A 19141-nucleotide genomic window follows, 5' to 3' on the forward strand; every position below is an offset into this window, starting at 1 on the left:
GAGTCGATTTATATGTGTACGTGGAATAAAAATGATTTTTATATTACTAATAATGGAGTACAAGAGCTAGATCAGAAAAAACTACTTCAATTTTTGATGGAGACAGTGCGAGAGTCTGGCCTAGGTCGGTGGGTTAGTAACAACGATATAAAAGTAGAAGTGGAAAATGGAGTATTTAGGTATAGTTTTAAAGGATTGTTTAAAATAAGATACTTCACAAAAGAAAACGAGTTTGATTTTCTTTACTTTACTGAATTGAATTTTTTTGATGTTATTGGTTCGTCAAAAGAATACCCGTCATTAGTCGCAAGCTTAGAAAACGTTTTACACAAATTAAACACCATTTTAGAGTTACAGAGATATGAGAACTGTGAAAATGAGCTAGAGAAGTTTGTGTGGATTTCAAGTTTGTATATTAGACTGGCAAAGGAATTTGATCAACTGATTTTTGATGTTCGTAAAAACACTTTCTATGTAGGTGAAGATGGTCTAATTATAGTAATAAAAGATGCATCTGAAGAAGGGAGAAATACGGTTAAGTTCAAAGGTATTCAAATGGAAATACGGTTAAAGAAATTAAATGAAAAATTTAAGGACAAGGTAGATGGTTTAATTTCTCACAATGATTTTAAAGATAAATTAAATGCAAGAATACTATCTAGTACATTCCGTACTGCGGATGAATTTAAAAACGACTTGAGTATGTTGTTTAATGCGAAAACAAGGCATCAATATATTAAAGATGTGGATAATATACTAGAGTACTTGGAAAGGGATTTGTCAGATAGTCTGTTTAGTATCATTTATACGATGGCTGAAAAGACGTTGGTTATTAATAATAGCTATATAAGATTTGATGTAAAATACTATAAATATGATTCAGGCTGTTTTTTGATTGATAGAGATAACAATAGAATCATATATAAAAAGGATGTAGATGGAATACTGAGCCATTGTTTAAAGGTGGTAGAGAGTACTGAATTTAAAGTAACTACTATATAAAAAAATAAAAAGTTCATTGAGAGCAATGAACTTTTTATATTCATTGGAAATGGGTATAATTAAATATATACATATGTATCATCTGTTAGCTATTAGAAATGTAATATCGTGGGTTAAAAAGAGGAAGAGAGGGGTTTACCATACTAAAAAGAGAACCTGTATCTAAAAGTATAGAAGAACAATTAAATTATTTGGCTTTTTCACTAGAAAGTAGAGGGAAGTTGGCGCTGTATGATTTGCATAAATATTCTGAGGATTTTTCCGCTCATTTTCTAAATCAAGTTTACGGATATAACTTGGAAAATTTAAACTTAAAAAAATTTAATGAACCAGGTATGGATTTAGGAGATCAAGATAATAAAATTGCATTTCAGGTTACAACTAATAAAAAATCAAAAAAGATTAATGATACGCTAAAAAAACTAACGGACGAACAAAAAGAAATGTTCAAAAGTTTTATGATTTTCATTATAGGTTATAAACAAAGGAAATATACGATTAATGAAGACTTAGCTGAACAAGTTGGTTTTACTAAGGAAAATATATTAGATATTGCGGACGTAATGCGTCGCATTAATACACTGACTATAGAACAGATGATGGAAATTAATGATTTTCTAAAATCTGAACTTTGTAAAGTATCTTGGTTGTTTGAATGTGGTAAGGGGTTAAGTTTGTTATCAGAAAATCCTACTTTGATATTCCCTAATTGTAAGGCATTGGTGGAGCATTACGAGATTAAATGGGATCCATTAAATATTACTGAAGAACAGGAAAGAGAGATGGAAGAGGGGATAAGAGATCTATTAAATGCTATTATTTCACTCCCGCCACTCACAAGAGAATTTTTTTTGAATTTAGTAATTAAAGCGAAATACAATCGTGATTTTGATGCTATTTGTATTAGTTACGAAAAAATGAAACGATTTGTTCCGATATCTGAACAGGAATACATTGAGGAATTAAATATATTAAAAACTGATAATCTAATAGATTTTGAAGAAGATTATTTAGAAAATTTATTTATAGTTCTTTCAGGATTATGTAGTAAGAACAATGCACTAAATCATATTCTAGAGTTTGTTGATGAAAAAAAAGTAAAATTAGAAGACGTTATACTTAAATTTGATTTATCGGCATTCGCTTTAGAATAGTATATATAAAGGTGGTAAAAGAGTAACTAAGCCACTTTTAAATAGTGGTCGGGTGTTCCGACTATAAAGTAACTTCAATATAAAAAGCTCATTGTTTATAATGAGCTTTTTATATTGAGTAGAAATAGGTATAATTATATATGCATATATAGGTTATCGAAAGTTTGTTTTAGTAATTTTCGAGAAAAAAACAGGAGAAATGAGGGGGTTACTATTATATTACATACAGAGCAATTATCAAAAAGTATAGGACAACAATTAATCTATTTAGCGTACACTCTTGAAATAAGGGGGAAGTTATCGCTATTTGATTTACACAAGTATTGTGAGGATTTTTCTAAGCATCTTCTAAACTTAATGTATGGTTATAACTTGGAAAATTTAAATGAACAAAATTTTAATGAACCTGGAATGGATTTAGGTGACAAAGTTCAAAAAGTTGCTATTCAAGTTACGACAAATAAATCATCAGCAAAAATTAATGAAACGTTAGATAAAATGACTGATGAACAAAAGGAAACGTATGAAAAGTTTATTGTGCTGATTTTAGGGACAAAACAAAAGACCTATACTATTAAGGATGAACTAGCTAGACCGGTAAACTTCACCAAAGACAATATTTTAGACATAACTGACTTATTATTACGCATTAATTCACTAACGGCTAATCAAATGAAAGAAGTTGATGAATTCCTCCAGAGTGAAGTAATAAAAGTCTATCGTGAAATTGACATTGAAGATGGTTCCGGTTTGCTAAAAGAAACTCCAACTTTAAATTTCTCAAATTGTAAGGCGTTGGTGGAGTTTATCAAGGAAGAGTTTAATGCGGACATCAGTGAAAAGGATGCAAGTGAAATAGAAGAGGGGATAAGAACCCTAATGAATGCGCTTATTTCTCTAGCCCCTTCCACTAGAGAGTTTTTTTATGCATTAGTTATTAAGTCGGAACATAGTACGAAGTATGATGCAATGTGTGTTAACTACAATAAAATGAAACGTTCTGTTAATTTGACTGAACAGGTATATAATGAGGAACTTAGGTTATTATATGATGATGATTTAATTAAATGTGACGACGATTTTGATGGCAATATTTCGATAATACTATCGGGATTATGTAAAAATTATTATGCATTAGGTAATATTCTTGATTTTGTTAATGCGAAAAGCATAAATCTAGAAGATGTGCTGGTTAAATGTGATTTATCTGCATTTGCAATAGAATAGAAAACGAGTTCCTAAAAAATTGAAAATAAAAAGGAGTGATTAATAGTTTTAGAATATTACTCCTTTATTGGAGGGAGAAAATGTTAACACAAGGGGATTTAATAGGGAAAATAGTAGATAATTTAGCGCCATTAAGGTATGCGCTGGATATAAGGGGCAAACAAGGACTCTTTGATCTAAATACATATTGTGAAAACTTTGTAAGAGACTTAATGAATATTATCTATGGATATAGCTTGGTGAATTTAAATGGGGAGCATTTAAATGAACCGGGATTGGATTTAGGGGATGAATATAATCGTATAGGGGTACAAGTTACAACAGTAAAGACTACAGATAAGATAAATCATACGTTAGAAAAAATAACAGTGGTTCAGAAAAATAAATATGATAAATTTCTTATTGTAATACTAGGCCAGAAACAAAAATCCTACCGCTCTATAAATGGACAACTAGCGGATAAATTAAGGTTTACCGAAAAAGATATACTTGATTTAGATGATTTAGTAAGGGATATTGTACCGCTGCCAGTTGATAAAATTAAAGAAGTATACGACTATCTTGAAAAGTCTTTAATAAAAGTATACGGTGAGCTCGGTTTTGATTCTACACCTACAGGTAAGAATGTATCAATATTACCGAGTGTAGAAAGAGTTTCAGATACTGCCTTTATTAATTGTAATAAAATTGCTTTGGTGTATAAGGAGAAAGAAGGCAAGGAAATGGATCCGAATGATATGAGAGATATTAATGAGGCCAGTAGGGAGCTTTTTGAAGTTCTGAAAAGACTACCGCGTATTACAAGAGAGTTCTATTATACGGTTGCGGGTTGGTCTAAATACAATCATACTATGAGTACTTATTATGTAAGGAATGAAACTATTAAAAGAGTGATTAAAATTCCTGAGGAAACATATTATGAGGAGATTAGTTTATTAGAGGAGGCAGGTATCCTTAGTTATGAAGTGTTAGAAGATTATCATAGTGAACTAGCTCTTGATGGATATTCTACAGAAGCAGGCTGTTTGCATTATATAATAGAAGCTGCTAAGCATTTGAAATTACCTTTGGAAGAAATACTAGTGGATTTAAAGTTCGTGTTACTCGCAACTGATGTAAAATTATAGATAGAGCCTGTAATTTAACGGGCTCTTTTTGTTTTTTTGTTTTATATCTTGTTCTACGATGTATAATCCTAAAAAACGAGGGAGTAGTGTAGTTATGGAACAAAAATATATTGTTCAATTAAACAAGAAAATTCTGGAGTTTGATTTAACGCTTATGAATAAAGATGTTGTTACTAAAGATATAAATAGTGTAAACGACCTTTTAATAACTAAAGAAAAGATGGAGCTTTGGAGAAGTGAGATGCAGCCAGGGGCCGTTGTTATATGTGCAAAAGGGGATAGGTATCTAATAGTTCATCAAAAGACAAACGAACAACGAGAAGGGGATGAAAACTATTTCATTGTTAACTTACATAATGGTGAATCTACTTTAGATCGTAACTCACATAAAAATATGGAATCTCTATTAGAATATCTTATTCTTGACTTTAATAATCCGATTGTTAAAGTGAGTCCGAAAAATGTAGCAGCAATAGCCTTTGCGGCAGTGATCTAAAAAATATAAAAAACAAAAAGACTTATATTAAACTATAAGTCTTTTTTCTTATGAGATTTTTCAGCTATTTTCTAAAAAAATCAGATAAATGAGTAGAATCTTTTCAGAGGAGGTGAAACTCTTTTACATCTTTAAGAATTAATGCGTACATCAAAGAAAAATCAAAAGGAGCTGTTGCTAGTGTTTACAAAGTGCATTAAATTTATTAAAGAACACGGTGTTAACCTGTTAATTGCAGGTCTGTTTTTAGTTGTAACGTACTATGGTTATAATTGTTACCAAGAACTTACTACACAAAAGTTACAATTTAAAAATGAATTTGCAAAATTATTCTTTACACCATTTTCTCTTGCAGCATTAAAGGCCTTGGCATTATTAATGTTTTTTATTTTTGTTTCAATGTTGATTCCAAGTGCGTTCAAAAGTTTAAAGAAATTTAAATTTTTCCAGTTTGAAGTCGAATTAGAAGCGAAAGAAAAAGCGATTTATGACAAAGCTAAAGACGCAGTAGATAGTGTATTCTTTTTATCTGAAGTGCTTAACGAAGATGTTAAAAATGAAGTCTTAACATCTATTAGCAAAGACGATGGATATGAGAAGGTTCTTGAAATGCTATTTGAAGAATTACATATCTATTTAAAAGAACATACGAAACTCAATATTCCTATTCAAATTCTAAAAGGCGATGAAGTTGTTGGTCTAGAAGAAGGTCCATTGAAAGATATGGCAGAAACTTCTTTAGAGACCGGTAAAGCTTCAATAGAGAATGCTGGTATAGTGTTCAAACCGAATTATATGGTTTACTCTTTAGAATTCGAGGGAGAAGTTTATGCTGTTGTAATGAAAAGCCGAAACCGTAAATTTTCAGCATATGAAGGAAATATGGTTAAAGGTATTACAGAGGCAGGAAAAACTTATTTTGAGATGAATCGATTATGTATCCTTGTTAATGAACTATCTTAATACATAAGTATAGAATCATAACATAGAAGATAATTGTGAAGTAAAAGGACGAGGATTGAGAGCGGGAGTGTGTCTAAAATGAGGCTAGCAGGTAATGGATTAGGTAAAGGTCAGGATATGCAGTGGAAGGATAAATATATTCAAAAGGCAAAGCAAATTGCTAGTAGTGCCTATCAAAAAAATGAACACAAATCAGGTATCATTAGTGCTAAAAAACAAGCAATGTCTAATAATGAACTGTTTTTGGAAGATATAAAAGATATCTTAACGTCTAATTAAATTTTAAAAACCTCTAAATTATATTTAGAGGTTTTTTCTTTTTTCTTTTTGCTTATTAAAATATCTTTGCATCTCCGGACTGTTAGGGAAAATTTCATCAGCTTTATATGATAAAAAGTCTACTGGTTTAATTCGTGGTCTTGGTTTGAGTTCCGTTTCACCACGCATTACCTTTAGTACGTCTTGAACTGATTTAGGTAGTTGATTAAATTCTATTTTAGACATATCACAATCACCTCGCATTTTAGTAAAAATGAATAAAAAGATTCTAAATTAATAAGCATCTTTTTTCTTTTTTTGCTTAATAAAGTAGTCTTGCATTTCTGGATTGTTAGGAAAAATTTATTGGGCTGGATAGGACCAAATAACTTTTCTTTTATATGGTTTTCTTGATGGTATGGGTGTTTCGCCACGCATTATTTTATTTTATGTTGTATGAAGTCTGGTAATTCGTTGAAGTGTATTCTGCTCATAACTAAATCACATCTCTATAAAAAATCGTTTCGAGAAAATAATGGGAGACTTAATTTCAATATAAATTATGTCCCTATATTCTCATTATATGTAATTAACAAAAAATATCCATATATTTATTCCATCGGATACCGATTATTCAGGAAATTTATACGTGTAATTTCTTCACAAATTATTAAAAAAGGATATAAAGAAGAAATGGAGGTGAAGGAATTGAAATTATATCGTTCCAAAACAAATAAAATGTTAGCTGGTGTGTTAGGTGGATTTGCTAATGCGTTTAATGTTGATGCTACTATTTTACGCTTGGTATATGCTGCACTAACAATATTTTTAGGTATTTTCCCGTTATTCATTTTATATATCCTTGCGGCTATTATAATTCCAATAGAACCTGATGAAGTGGATCAATTGGAAGAGGAAGAAAAAGAGAAAGTGAAATAAGACTTGTTTTATACAAGTCTTATTTCTTTTTATACAAGTTTTTTACGATGTGAATTTGATAAGAGTTAAGCTATCAAATATAAGTGAAATAACTCTTAAAAAGGAGATACATATGCAAGTAAGTATGCAAAGTTTGTTTAAAGATAAAGATGAATTGTTCACGGGAATTAAAAAATTGGTCCGGAGCTCAGGATTAACTAAATGGGTAGAAGGTAAATCCTGTTTTGTAATATTTGAGGATGATGGCTGTGTGAAGTACAGTTTATATGGAATGGGACAACTTTCAATTTATATGAATCGGGATATGAACGAGTTCGATATTTTTGAGTTCGAAAATATCTTTTGTATAATCGGATCCATTGAGGAACTCTCTGAATACGTTGCAGCATTAACAAGATTCATAAAGTTATTTACCACAGATTATAATGTTAGGATAAAGAAAGAGTCAGAAGAAAGGATTGAAGAGTATAAATGGTTTTCAGATTTTTATCTCATTCTGAGAGGGAAGTTTGGGAAAGTTTTATTTTCGTATATAGATTTAACTTTTTATATTGTGGAATGCTCTACGTCAATAATTATTAAGAAACCAATGTACTATGGTGCTGAATTAGTAAGAGAATTTGATCAGTTCACAATTATTATGGATATCAAAGGGTTTAGAGAAAAAGACGTAAGGGATCTAATTAAAGAAATTAACCAAAAAGAAATTTTTGAAAAATTAAATACCAAGTCTCTTCAAAGAGCTTTTAGTGCTGATAAAGGGGAAGAAGAATGGTTGTTAAGTAGATTAATTTTCAATACCTTTAAAAATGATAGGGGGATGACAAATAAGAAAGTGATAGATATGTTCAAGGAACATTTTGAAGAACCGGCATTTGATATATTGTATACATCTGTACCACTTAATTTTGTGGTAAAAAATGATTTGTTTAACTTTAAGGTAAGATGCTATAGATCAGACTATGGTTGCTATATGGTGGATGTAGAAGCCGCAAAAATCACTTTGAAGGGAACTTTAAGTGATATAAAACAGAAAATAGTTAATTCAGTATCACAATCAGAATTTAAAGTAGTAAAAGCGTAATACTTAATATATTTTTAATGAAATATAAAAAACTGTTGCAAAACATAAATGAGTTGTGTAAAATACAGAAAGTAAAGAATAACATTCAAACAGAACGTATGTTTCAACCTTTTCATTTGCGCATTGTAGTCTAATGTAAAATCTTATTCCCCAGAACAGATAAGATTTTAAGTTAGAATCACTACAATGCGTTTTCCCGTTTATAAGGGGGGAATAGGGGATAAGGCTTAATAAGTTACAGAATTCTATCTCCGAGGAAGATAGTATAAGTGAAAAAGATATTTATAGTAATTTGGTTTATTTGTAAAGTTAAAAACCATAAATAAAAAACGGGTAAAAATATAAAAAGTTTTATTTATATATTGCAATTTTTGTTTCATTTTGATATATTACTTGTATGAGCTGATTAGCTCGCTAGTTAGCTGTTCCAAGATAGCTGGTCGGTTTTGAGAGCACGTCATAGTATTGCTATGCTCTAAGATGTTTGTTAATTACTCAACGTTAAAGACTCCCAACTTTAATATCGTATGTTTTGTGTTTTCTTGATATGCAAACGTCATAAAAAAAGAAGCCCCTTATTAGGAGCTTCTTTTTTTATTTATTGTACAATTAAAATAAAGCCTTTTATGTTTTAATGTTGAAAAAACCTCATAGTTTTGATATATTATATTCGAAGCTTAATAGTGTTTGTATCGGAGGTTTAAATAAATAATGATTCAAAGAGTTCTGGCGCAAAAAGAATTTAGAATCAATTTGTTTAAATTTCTGTATAAATATTACTTCGCGGTTCGTGTAGAGATCAGACTAGTATCATCCGGCATAACTTTTTTCCCGAAACATCCTATATATATAACGGTATAAAAAACTAACGTAGCTACGTTAGTTTTTTATTTGATTTTAGGAAACAAAATATAAAAGGCTATATGTTTTTTTATTGATAATTAAGTGCTCGTCTGATATATTAAATATACGAGTTCTTTACCATCATTATACGACGACAACTTGGCATCTCTCCTATGTAAGAAGAACGATGTTATCTGCGATGAATAGCATATTGGTTAAGTTGTTAGGTGTAGTACAATTCCATTATTTTTATTGACGAGTTTTGGCATAGGGACGTTGAGTTCCTCTTTTACTAAAGTGTTTAACGTGCTAGAAAAAGGTTGTGATCACAGTTGTGATTGCAACCTTTTTTTGTGTTTGTAAATAGTTGAAAATATAAATAGTAATATATTTTTATATTGAAACAAATGTTCTGGTCTGATATAATCGTAGATGAGCTTAAACGAATAATCTTATGTGGAATCAATAACCCTCCCTGGGGTTAAGAGTACATAGAATACACATATTTTATTGATTCTACATAAAAGAGTTTTCTAATTAATGCTTAAGTGCTGTTGTCCAACATAGTTCAATCTCAAGTGTTGTTGAGCTTGAATATTTCTTCTTTTAATATCTTATTTACATACAAAAAACGTGAGTATCTGTGAAGATCATCGGAGTATTAAGGTATTTTTGAAAAAGCTATCGTCGTCAATGCGGTAGCTTTTTGTATATATTGATTTAAGTAATGGCGATTATATTATCGGTTTAAAATCAAAAAAATATAAAAGGTTTTATTTTTATATTGAAATTATTTTTGTGTTTTGATATACTTTCGGTAAAGCTTCGAAAAAAGAGTTAAAGATGATTCTCTATATTTTCCCTACCGAATAAGATGTTCCGTTTTAATTTGATTTTGAGGCTATCTACTTACAGTAATTCGATCCTTCAAATTATGTATACAGGTAGGATAATCCATCGACATCTAGTTTAACAGCAATTGATCTATGCGTCGAAATTCCCATAAACAAAAGACCTGTCGTTTCCGCGGCAGGTCTTTTGTTTATAAAAAACATATAAAATATAAAACGTAATATGTTTTCGGTTGATTATGTTTTTTAAAAGTGCTATATTGGTTGTAGAGTTTTGGTAAGACTTAACTAAGGCGGTTACCCTTAATCTGTATAAGATGACACCATACTCCGTCTTAGTTAAGTTAGTAACTTTAAACTATTACAAGTGATCTGACACAATACTTCTTTATCAATCTGAGTATCATTTCAAAAAGGTCTTTCGTTTGCAGCGGAAGGCCTTTTTGATTGTCCATAAAAAGGGAGAGTCATTATGAAAACGGAAAAGAATGAATTGGTAATGCATAGAGAGATAAGATTACGTTTAACTACATTGATATCCGGTTTAATAAAAGTAAACGAGCTAGATAAATGGATTAGAAGAGTTGATATCCAATTGGTGGATCATAAAAGTGGTACTAGTGATTTTTCGTTCAACGATCTAATTACTATACGTTATCATCACATACACGGAACAATTAAACTTCGAGTTAATCCTCTGAAATACTTTTACAGGTTTGTAACGGATACTAAAGAGTTCCCTATGTTTATGGAGAGATTTAAAGTCTTTATAGATGATCTTAAAACGGACCTTCGCGCGGATTTATCAACTGAAATGGAACTTCGTTTATCTAAACAAGTTTTAATTACTAGTGTCTATAAACGTCTTTTCGCGGAATATAGTAAAGTATTATTCTCTTTCTTAAGGGGGAGAGTACTTGTAGAGGATTGTTTAACAGAAGTTTATATTCAGAGTGATGTCGTAACCAAGTCTTTGTCTTTTGCTTTGTTTGATGGTGATAATCTACTTCGCAAGATACGAATTAAGAACCATAATAAGCCGGATAAGGAAATACAGGATATAGTTGATTTTCTACAAGGATGCTTGATATCGTCACCATTTAGGGCTGGCCAAAGTCTTGATGAGAAAAGTAGGGCTATGGATCTTATTACACAAAGAATGAATCCTGGGTATACAGCTGCACCGAAATTTATTTATTCGATGTTTAAAAATGCAGAAATCGATATGATCGTTGACGTACTATATACATCTGTGTATCAAACAAATAACTTTCGGTTTGGTGAGGCTTCTATATCATTAGGTTACTATAAATGCGAACAAGGATACTATATTTTAGATTTTGATACTGAGTCGGTTGTAATGCGGCCATACTTGAAAGCATTAATAGAATATGTTTTAAGTCTTTGGGATGCAGAAGATTTTGAAATTTAGTGTTCAGAATGATAAGTACCAATATAAAAAAAGAAAAAGACTTATCTTTTTGATAGCAAGTCTTTCTCTTTTTTATATGTAAGATCGAGGTTAATGATAAACCTACAGATATCTTCTATATGTTTTTGATCGTTATACATACCAAATTGGACTAATCCATTTGTATAATACTTGACCATTTTGGCTTTACTCTCTTTTCGGAACAGAACCTTGAAACCAAAGAAACTATCTAATGTTAATTCTATAATTTTATCGTGTTTTAATTCTTTATGTATAAACTTTTCTATAAAACTTGTAGTTGCATCATTTTGTTCAATTGGGTGCTTAATAATCTCATATGTAAACTCTGGAAAACATTCTTTGATCCGCAGCATTGCCTGTAGAGCAATTGAAGGGGATACAGTGAATAGAATGACATAATCGTCCAGAAGAAAGAAGTCTACCGCATAGTCCGCTATTCTACGGCCATCAGCAGGTAGTAAGTGAGTATTATTAACAACTGAAACAAAACCTTTGTTTTTATTTGTGTTATCGAAATGTAGAACCAGTAAGTGATTATAATCTTTACATTCAAAATATATATCTTGCTTAGTCATTTGGTGGGCAACTGTGGAAAGATTTGATTTTACAATAATAGCATTAGAGTACAAATGGTAGTTCATTGGCGTCACCTCTTTTTTATATATTTTACATTATAATATTTTTGTAGATAAAATATATAAAAATTTTTTAATGATATTATTTTATACAAGGTAGTAAGGAGATAGAAAACCTTGTATAATGACTATCTATTGAATTATTTACTAGTTTAGAAACACTTTTTAGTATATAGATCAAACATATAAAAGTATGTTAGTATGTAAAAAACATAAAAAGGAATGGTAAGAATGATTTTATGGCAAATGGTATCTTTAGAAATGATATATATGGCAGACCAAAAGAAATTAGAGATCACAGAAAATCAAATTCGTGAGCAATTAAGGGAACAATTACATATAACTGACGAAAAAATAGATTACGCTTATTCATTATATGACTTCGCAAAGCAGACGTTTGCAAAGGAACAGTTCGATAAAATGGGAGAGCTATTTGAATTGAACGAAAAAGGTAAAGAGTATATGAGACAAGAAGATTATGATAATGGAATGGGAATATTGGGTGAAGTTCTATGGGAAATGGGAGAACTATTTGGAACTAATATACCTGATCCGGAATCGTTAAACTAATCTAATAAGGTAACAGTGATAAAAAGCTTATAGTTAATAAGCTTTTTTGTTTTATCTAGAAGATTTTCCGGTGCAGTAAGTTATGGATAGAAAGAATAAAAGGATAGAATGCTACGTATGAAAAATACATAAAAATATAAAAAGTATCATATTTTTATGTTGCAATTTTTGAATGAAAATGATATATTATTACCACTGAGGCATTCGAGTTGATTTATAGATTGTCTATTTCCCAAAAGTTATCTACCTTTGTTGTAAAATCGTTCATAATTGCGACGGATAAGATCTTAATCTGAAAGTGTTCAGCAAAAACCACCTTGTTTGATAGTCAAGGTGGTTTTTGCGTTTAAAAATAATGAAAGATGTAAATAGGTGAGTATTTTGAAGAATAATATTAGTGCAATGATAAGTTTGTTAGATGAAAATAAAGATGTATTAGATGGAGTTAACATTAACAAGATAAAAAACTATGTGAATTTAATTAGTATTGTGGATGAGCTTAATGAAATTAAAGAACGTTTATTTGAAGAGCTAACTGCGGATGAGAAATACACTATTGATACGATGATGGAAAATGTAATGCGTACCGACAGTGTTGTAATGCCAAAGTATTTAAAGGTTCGTGATGTTGCGGAAATACTGGATCGACCGACACAAGAAGTTAGAAAAGAATGTGTTGAAGGAAAACTGAAATGCTTAGAAAGGCAAGAAGGGTCACATATGTGGTTAATTGAGACTAGTCAATTTATCGGACATCCGAACTTAAATAAAGTTCTTGAAAAAAAGGAAGAAAACAGAAAGAATTCCCTTAAATTTGTGAAATCAATGATTCAATTAATAAATGGATAACAGGTATGTTTTTCCTTTATTTTAAATTAGAATAAAAAAATAAATAAAGTTTCATATAAACTATTGAAAAACATAAAAAAGGTTGTTATATTTATCTCAAGGATTTTATAAAAAGTTATTTAAGTATTGCAATGGACATTATACAAGTAATCTTAAAAGGTTGCTTGAAATGGAAGGCTACTTAAGACTTTTTCCATTTTAATCTTGATTCTCTTGTCATCAGTGTTTTGCATTATAACGCTAAGAATAAGAAGGCCTCGTCTATTCAAGATGTCGCCTTTTTGTTTTGTTCTATTTTTAATTGTCCTTGGGAGGGTACTCAGATGGTATACGTATTTATTGTTTCAGTTATTGTGTTTATGGTTGCATTTTGTGGATCAATTGTAGAGGCTGTACTATTAGATTATAAGAAGAAAACGAAAGCTAGTATGTTCTTTAAGGTATTTTGTTCTCTAGCAGTAGTTAGTTTCTGTAGCTCGGCTCTTTCTTTATTTTCAGTTGCAGTGCAATATTAATAGAGAAATCTATTAATGAAATTTAATAGTATCTAAAAGCTTATCTTAATTGGTGGGCTTTTTTATTTTAAAAAAATAATAAAAGGGTAGACTTTTAAAAAATATAATATATAATAAAGATATCAATTAACAGTTGTGTAATTGTTAATTAAAAAGAAGGAAAATAAAAAAAGAAAATCAACTTATAAAATGTAGGAGGGAAATAAGTGTCAAATAACGAAGCGTTACAACAATATGATGTGAAAAAATATCGAACTCCTGATGGGTATACATCAGATATAGCTGTATTTACTATCCATACAGATCGAACAGAACAACATAAGCCTCCTGTTATGTCTCTTATGTTGATGTTAATAAAACGTGCAGAATTAAATCAAGAAGGTAAGAAGAATATAGAAGCAGGTAAATGGGCTTTACCGGGTGGATTCGTTGATGAAAAAGAATCTGCGCTTGAAGCTGCTGTAAGAGAATTAGAAGAAGAAACTAGTGTGAATGGTGTTCATATTAAACAATACGGGGTTTATGATAAACCTGGAAGAGATCCTCGTGGTTGGATCATATCGAATGCTCATTATGCAATTGTTCCTGATAGTTATTTACATAAACGTAAAGCGAATGATGATGCAGCTGAAGTAGAATTGTTTTCTATAGATGAAGTTTTTAATCTAGATTTAGCGTTTGATCACGAACAAATTATTCGTGATGCGATTAATCAAATAACAATAGACCTATTGCAAACAACGATTGCTAAGTTGTTTTTACCGGAAAAATTCACATACTCCGAATTACAAGCTCTACTATTGACGGTAACAGATCACCCAGCGATTAAACAAAAAGAACAATTCGCTAGAAAAATAAAAACATTGCCGTTTATTGCTGAGGTTCCTGGTGAAAAAACTTCAAGAACGTCAAAACAACCGGCTCAACTATATCAATACGTGGAATACGGTGTATTCAATTCAATATATATAGCTAGATATTAATTTTTTTAGCGATAACAATTAACAGTTATGTAACTGTTAATTAACATTATTAAATTATAGGGGGAATTACAATGAAGAAAGCATTGATTAATATTGATTATACTAATGATTTTGTAGCGAAAGAGGGGGCTTTGACTTGCGGAGAACCAGCCCAAAAGATTGAAGGAGAAGTTGTAAGGATTACAAAAGAGTTTATTGAGAATGGTGACTTTGTGGTTTTTGCTATTGATTTACATAAAGAAAACGATCCTTTCCATCCAGAAACAACTTTATATCCCCCACATAATATAGAGGGGACAGAAGGACGTAAATTGTATGGGGAATTAGATAAGGTATATCAAGAAAATAAAAACAAAGAAAATGTATATTGGATGGACAAGACAAGATACAGCGCTTTTGTAGGAACAGACTTAGAATTAAAATTGAGAGAACGTGGAATTGAAGAGGTGCATCTTGTGGGCTGTGCCACGGACATTTGCGTCCTCCACGCCTCAGTATCCGCTTATTCACTGGGCTATAAGATTGTAGTTCACGAAAAAGCGGTTGCTAGTTTTAATCCCGATGGTCACAAATGGGCTTTGGGGCATTTTAAAAATTGTCTTGGAGCAGAAGTTAGATAACAGATCGTATAAAAATAATCATTTTGAAATAACATTTATTTGAAAACAACTGGAGGTACTAACAATGAATAAAAACTACGTAGATGATAGCTTAACTTTACATACAGATTTATACCAAATCAATATGGCTGAGACATACTGGGAAGACAATATGCATAATCGAAAAGCTGTGTTTGAATTATTCTTCAGAAAGTTACCGTTCGGAAATGGATATGCAGTATTCGCTGGATTAGAAAGACTGGTAGAGTACTTAAAGAATTTTAGATTTACAGAAACAGATATTGAGTATTTACGTAATGAACTAGGTTATAAAGAAGACTTTCTTGAGTATTTAAAAGGGATTCGTTTTACGGGTACAGTTAGATCTATGGTAGAAGGAGAATTAGTATTCGGAAATGAACCGATTATCCGTATAGAAGCACCTTTAGGCGAAGGGCAATTGATTGAAACTGCTTTGCTCAACATTGTGAATTACCAAACATTGATTGCAACCAAGGCTTCTCGTATTAAACAGGTATTAGGCGATGAAACTGCAATGGAGTTTGGTACACGTCGCGCGCAAGAAATGGATGCTGCTATTTGGGGAACAAGAGCTGCATATATTGGTGGATTTGAAGCTACATCAAATGTAAGAGCAGGTAAGATGTTTGGTATACCAGTAGCTGGAACGCACGCACACGCGTTAGTACAAGCTTATCGTGATGAGTATACTGCATTTCATAAATATGCTCGTCGTCATAAAGATTGTGTATTTTTAGTAGATACATACGATACTTTAAAATCAGGTATTCCAACAGCAATTCAAGTAGCGAAGGAACTAGGAGATCAGATTAACTTTAAGGGAATACGTTTAGATAGTGGTGACTTAGCATATCTTTCTAAAGCAGCGAGAATGATGTTAGACGAAGCAGGATTTACTGAAACTAAAATCATAGCATCAAATGATTTAGATGAAAAAACAATTGTAAATTTAAAATCTCAAGGAGCTAAGATCGATACTTGGGGAATAGGTACAAAATTAATTACTGCTTATGATCAACCTGCGTTAGGTGCGGTGTATAAATTAGTTTCTATTGAAGATGAGAACGGTAAGATGGTAGATACAATTAAAATAAGTGCAAATCCTGAAAAAGTAACTACACCAGGACTAAAGAAAGTGTATAGAATCTTTAATACTCTAAATTGGAAATCAGAAGGTGATTATATTGCTATGGATTCTGAAAATCCTCAAGATGATGACCGATTAAAAATGTTCCATCCTGTGCATACATATATCAGTAAATTTGTAACAAACTTTGAAGCAAGAGATTTACATTGCGAAATCTTTAGAGATGGGGAATTGGTATATGAATTACCTACGTTGCAAGAAATTCAATCTTATACAAAGTTTAGTCTTAGCCGTATCTGGGATGAATATAAACGTACAATGAATCCAGAAGAGTACCCAGTAGATCTAAGTCAGGCTTGTTGGGATAACAAAATGAATCATATTGAAGAAGTGAAAGAAAAAGTACTTGAAAATAGACTTGTTCGACTGTAAACAAACTTTTAATATTTGGAGGCAACTTATTATGAAGAAAATAGGTTTTTATGGTAGCAGCTTTGATCCAATTACAAATGTTCATCTATGGACAGCGAATACAATATCAGACCGTTTTGGGTTGGATAAGGTGATTTTTGGGCCGTGCTCGAATAAAAGAACGGATAAAATAATGCAAACAGAAGATGTACATAGATGGAATATGCTACAACTGGCGATTGCAGGTGAAGAGAAATTTATTGCCGATGATTACGAAATGAAGCGTAATGCGTGGGAGATATCAACTCGTGACACAATGAGACATTACAGAAATAAATATAAAGATGCTGAAGTATTCTTTATTATGGGTGCAGACCTTTTAGTAGATATCGCTGAAGGGAAATGGGATCATACAGAAGAATTAATCGCTGAAAACAGATTCATAATAATGGCACGTAATAATATAAATGTTGCTAACGTGATTGCGACTTCTCCGATATTACGTAACTACGAAAGTTTAGATAAACCGAAGTTCATTAATATAGATAAAGGTTTTCAAATGGAAATTAGCTCAACTTATATTCGTCAAGAATTTGAAAGAGGCGGAGATCCTAAATATCTAATGCCGGCTGAATGTTATGATTATATTAAAGAACACCAATTGTATATGGGGGGTAAATAAGAATGTGCCTTCAAAAGCAAATTATTAATGCATTAAATGTAAAAACAAAAATTGTTCCTGAAGAAGAGATTAGACATAGAATTGATTTCTTAAAAATGTACCTTAAAAAGACAAAGGCAAAAGGATATGTATTAGGTATTAGTGGTGGGCAAGATTCAACATTGGCAGGACGTTTAGCTCAAATCGCGGTAGAGGAGTTAAGAAGAGAAGGGTTATATGCTGAATTTGTAGCTGTACGACTTCCATATGGAGTGCAAAAGGATGAAGATGATGCTCAATTGGCTTTACAATATATTAATCCGGATCGTACGAACACATTTAATATTGATTCAACGGTTGATGCTTTTTCTAAACAATTTGAAGCAGTAATGGGTGAGCGATTAACAGATTTTAATAAAGGAAATGTAAAGGCAAGAGTACGAATGATAACTCAATATGCTATTGGCGGACAGGAAGGTATGTTGGTTGTTGGAACAGATCACGCTGCTGAAGCTGTAACAGGATTCTATACAAAGTATGGTGATGGTGGTGCAGATTTATTGCCTTTATCAGGATTAACAAAGCGACAAGGGAAAGAGTTGCTTAAAGCTTTAGGAGCAGATGAAAGGTTATATCTTAAAACTCCTACAGCTGATTTGTTAGATGAAAAAGCTGGGCAAGCTGATGAAACGGAATTAGGTATAACATATGATGAATTAGACGACTATTTAGAAGGAAAAAAAGTATCTAAGGAAGTAGCTAGGAAAATAGAAAATAGATATTTGCAAAGTGGACATAAAAGAAATCTACCTGCTAGTATGTTTGATGAATGGTGGAGATAGAAATATTATTTGTTGCTATTCTCAAACCAATGACATATAATAAGTGAGCGAAAATATACTAGTCCTGAAAGTACAAGGTAGTTCCCGATGATTTTGTACTATAAAAATTTGTAGATACTTAAAAAGACTTGTCGATTAAAAGACAGGTCTTTTTTTGTTTCTATTGAAAATAATTTTTATAACGAAAGAATAGGGGGAGAAATATGCTAGATGATAAATATCTGGAGAAATCGATTGAACATAGAAGAGCAGAGATAGAAGTATTTCCGTTCTATCAAATGAAGATTATGTCTCTAGAACAGGACTTAACTAAGTTAGAAAACGATCAATTTGATATAGAAGAAATGAGAGAGAGGGCAAAAGGGATAATAAATGATCCTGATTTTGTTATAGCTGTAGCTGATAGTGAATATTTACGTGAAAAACTCTTAAACTGTTATCGTAAAGAACTTTCTGAGTGGGAATCTTGGCTTAAAAGGTTACAAGAATACGATTGATTGATGTGTGATGAGAAAAAACCTGTGAAAAGATATTTTTTCACAGGATTTGT

21 protein-coding genes are annotated in these 19141 nt (G+C 31.2%); 19 read left to right on the plus strand and 2 right to left on the minus strand.

Features of this window, described 5'->3' with window-relative positions; genetic code table 11:
• Positions 1 to 12 precede the first annotated feature (12 nt).
• The 7 genes from VF726_RS15075 to VF726_RS15105 all read left to right on the plus strand — a co-directional run bounded on the left by VF726_RS15075 (position 13) and on the right by VF726_RS15105 (position 6248).
• Positions 13 to 1002: a hypothetical protein gene (locus tag VF726_RS15075; RefSeq protein ID WP_440169542.1), complete on the plus strand. Its 990-nt coding sequence runs from the start codon at positions 13 to 15 to the stop codon at positions 1000 to 1002.
• A 170-nt stretch (positions 1003 to 1172) separates the two neighbouring features.
• Entirely contained in the window at positions 1173 to 2156 is a 984-nt protein-coding gene (locus VF726_RS15080) for an SMEK domain-containing protein (RefSeq protein WP_440170197.1), read from the plus strand.
• A 114-nt stretch (positions 2157 to 2270) separates the two neighbouring features.
• Positions 2271 to 3383, plus strand: coding sequence for an SMEK domain-containing protein (locus VF726_RS15085; protein WP_440169543.1), 1113 nt, complete (start codon positions 2271 to 2273; stop codon positions 3381 to 3383).
• Positions 3384 to 3463: 80 nt separating this feature from the next.
• Positions 3464 to 4510, plus strand: coding sequence for an SMEK domain-containing protein (locus VF726_RS15090; protein WP_440169545.1), 1047 nt, complete (start codon positions 3464 to 3466; stop codon positions 4508 to 4510).
• A 94-nt stretch (positions 4511 to 4604) separates the two neighbouring features.
• Positions 4605 to 5006 (plus strand): hypothetical protein, encoded by a 402-nt coding sequence (locus VF726_RS15095; RefSeq protein WP_440169548.1) that lies wholly within the window; start codon positions 4605 to 4607, stop codon positions 5004 to 5006.
• A gap of 180 nt (positions 5007 to 5186) precedes the next feature.
• A complete protein-coding gene (locus VF726_RS15100) occupies positions 5187 to 5969 on the plus strand; it encodes a hypothetical protein (protein ID WP_440169551.1) in 783 nt (260 codons plus the stop codon).
• Between the two features lie 78 nt (positions 5970 to 6047).
• On the plus strand, positions 6048 to 6248 hold the full coding sequence (locus VF726_RS15105; RefSeq protein WP_440169553.1) for a hypothetical protein: 201 nt from the start codon (positions 6048 to 6050) through the stop codon (positions 6246 to 6248).
• Between the two features lie 24 nt (positions 6249 to 6272).
• Here VF726_RS15105 and VF726_RS15110 read toward each other — a convergent pair whose 3' ends face one another.
• A complete protein-coding gene (locus VF726_RS15110; protein WP_440169555.1) occupies positions 6273 to 6473 on the minus strand; it encodes a hypothetical protein in 201 nt (66 codons plus the stop codon).
• A 462-nt stretch (positions 6474 to 6935) separates the two neighbouring features.
• On the opposite strand from VF726_RS15110, the gene VF726_RS15115 reads away from it, so the two are divergent.
• From VF726_RS15115 to VF726_RS15125, 3 genes are all read left to right on the plus strand, one after another.
• On the plus strand, positions 6936 to 7166 hold the full coding sequence (locus VF726_RS15115) for a PspC domain-containing protein (RefSeq protein WP_440169558.1): 231 nt from the start codon (positions 6936 to 6938) through the stop codon (positions 7164 to 7166).
• Between the two features lie 112 nt (positions 7167 to 7278).
• Positions 7279 to 8250, plus strand: coding sequence for a hypothetical protein (locus VF726_RS15120; RefSeq protein ID WP_440169560.1), 972 nt, complete (start codon positions 7279 to 7281; stop codon positions 8248 to 8250).
• A 2193-nt stretch (positions 8251 to 10443) separates the two neighbouring features.
• Complete coding sequence (locus VF726_RS15125) at positions 10444 to 11376, plus strand: hypothetical protein (protein ID WP_440169562.1); 933 nt, start codon at positions 10444 to 10446, stop codon at positions 11374 to 11376.
• A 41-nt stretch (positions 11377 to 11417) separates the two neighbouring features.
• Here the strand turns inward: VF726_RS15125 and VF726_RS15130 are convergent, their stop codons facing one another.
• On the minus strand, positions 11418 to 12038 hold the full coding sequence (locus VF726_RS15130; protein WP_440169565.1) for a hypothetical protein: 621 nt from the start codon (positions 12036 to 12038) through the stop codon (positions 11418 to 11420).
• Between the two features lie 225 nt (positions 12039 to 12263).
• Between VF726_RS15130 and VF726_RS15135 the strand changes: the two genes are divergently transcribed.
• From VF726_RS15135 to VF726_RS15175, 9 genes are all read left to right on the plus strand, one after another.
• Positions 12264 to 12602 (plus strand): hypothetical protein, encoded by a 339-nt coding sequence (locus tag VF726_RS15135; RefSeq protein ID WP_440169567.1) that lies wholly within the window; start codon positions 12264 to 12266, stop codon positions 12600 to 12602.
• Positions 12603 to 12983: 381 nt separating this feature from the next.
• Positions 12984 to 13451, plus strand: a complete 468-nt coding sequence (locus VF726_RS15140; RefSeq protein ID WP_440169570.1) for a hypothetical protein — start codon at positions 12984 to 12986, stop codon at positions 13449 to 13451.
• Positions 13452 to 13774: 323 nt separating this feature from the next.
• Positions 13775 to 13966 carry a hypothetical protein gene (locus VF726_RS15145; protein ID WP_088363436.1) on the plus strand — a complete coding sequence of 64 codons (192 nt, stop codon included), beginning with the start codon at positions 13775 to 13777 and terminating at the stop codon, positions 13964 to 13966.
• Between the two features lie 206 nt (positions 13967 to 14172).
• Entirely contained in the window at positions 14173 to 14949 is a 777-nt protein-coding gene (locus tag VF726_RS15150; RefSeq protein WP_440169572.1) for an NUDIX domain-containing protein, read from the plus strand.
• A gap of 71 nt (positions 14950 to 15020) precedes the next feature.
• Positions 15021 to 15569: a cysteine hydrolase family protein gene (locus tag VF726_RS15155; RefSeq protein ID WP_440169574.1), complete on the plus strand. Its 549-nt coding sequence runs from the start codon at positions 15021 to 15023 to the stop codon at positions 15567 to 15569.
• A gap of 64 nt (positions 15570 to 15633) precedes the next feature.
• Positions 15634 to 17109 carry a nicotinate phosphoribosyltransferase gene (locus VF726_RS15160; protein ID WP_440169577.1) on the plus strand — a complete coding sequence of 492 codons (1476 nt, stop codon included), beginning with the start codon at positions 15634 to 15636 and terminating at the stop codon, positions 17107 to 17109.
• Positions 17110 to 17140: 31 nt separating this feature from the next.
• On the plus strand, positions 17141 to 17770 hold the full coding sequence (nadD, locus tag VF726_RS15165; RefSeq protein WP_440169579.1) for a nicotinate (nicotinamide) nucleotide adenylyltransferase: 630 nt from the start codon (positions 17141 to 17143) through the stop codon (positions 17768 to 17770).
• A 2-nt stretch (positions 17771 to 17772) separates the two neighbouring features.
• Positions 17773 to 18591 (plus strand): ammonia-dependent NAD(+) synthetase, encoded by an 819-nt coding sequence (gene nadE, locus VF726_RS15170; RefSeq protein ID WP_440169582.1) that lies wholly within the window; start codon positions 17773 to 17775, stop codon positions 18589 to 18591.
• Positions 18592 to 18794: 203 nt separating this feature from the next.
• Positions 18795 to 19088 carry a hypothetical protein gene (locus tag VF726_RS15175; RefSeq protein WP_440169585.1) on the plus strand — a complete coding sequence of 98 codons (294 nt, stop codon included), beginning with the start codon at positions 18795 to 18797 and terminating at the stop codon, positions 19086 to 19088.
• The last annotated feature ends 53 nt before the right edge of the window (positions 19089 to 19141 follow it).

The organism is Bacillus sp. Brlt_9, assembly GCF_051948935.1.
Classification (GTDB): domain Bacteria; phylum Bacillota; class Bacilli; order Bacillales; family Bacillaceae_G; genus Bacillus_A.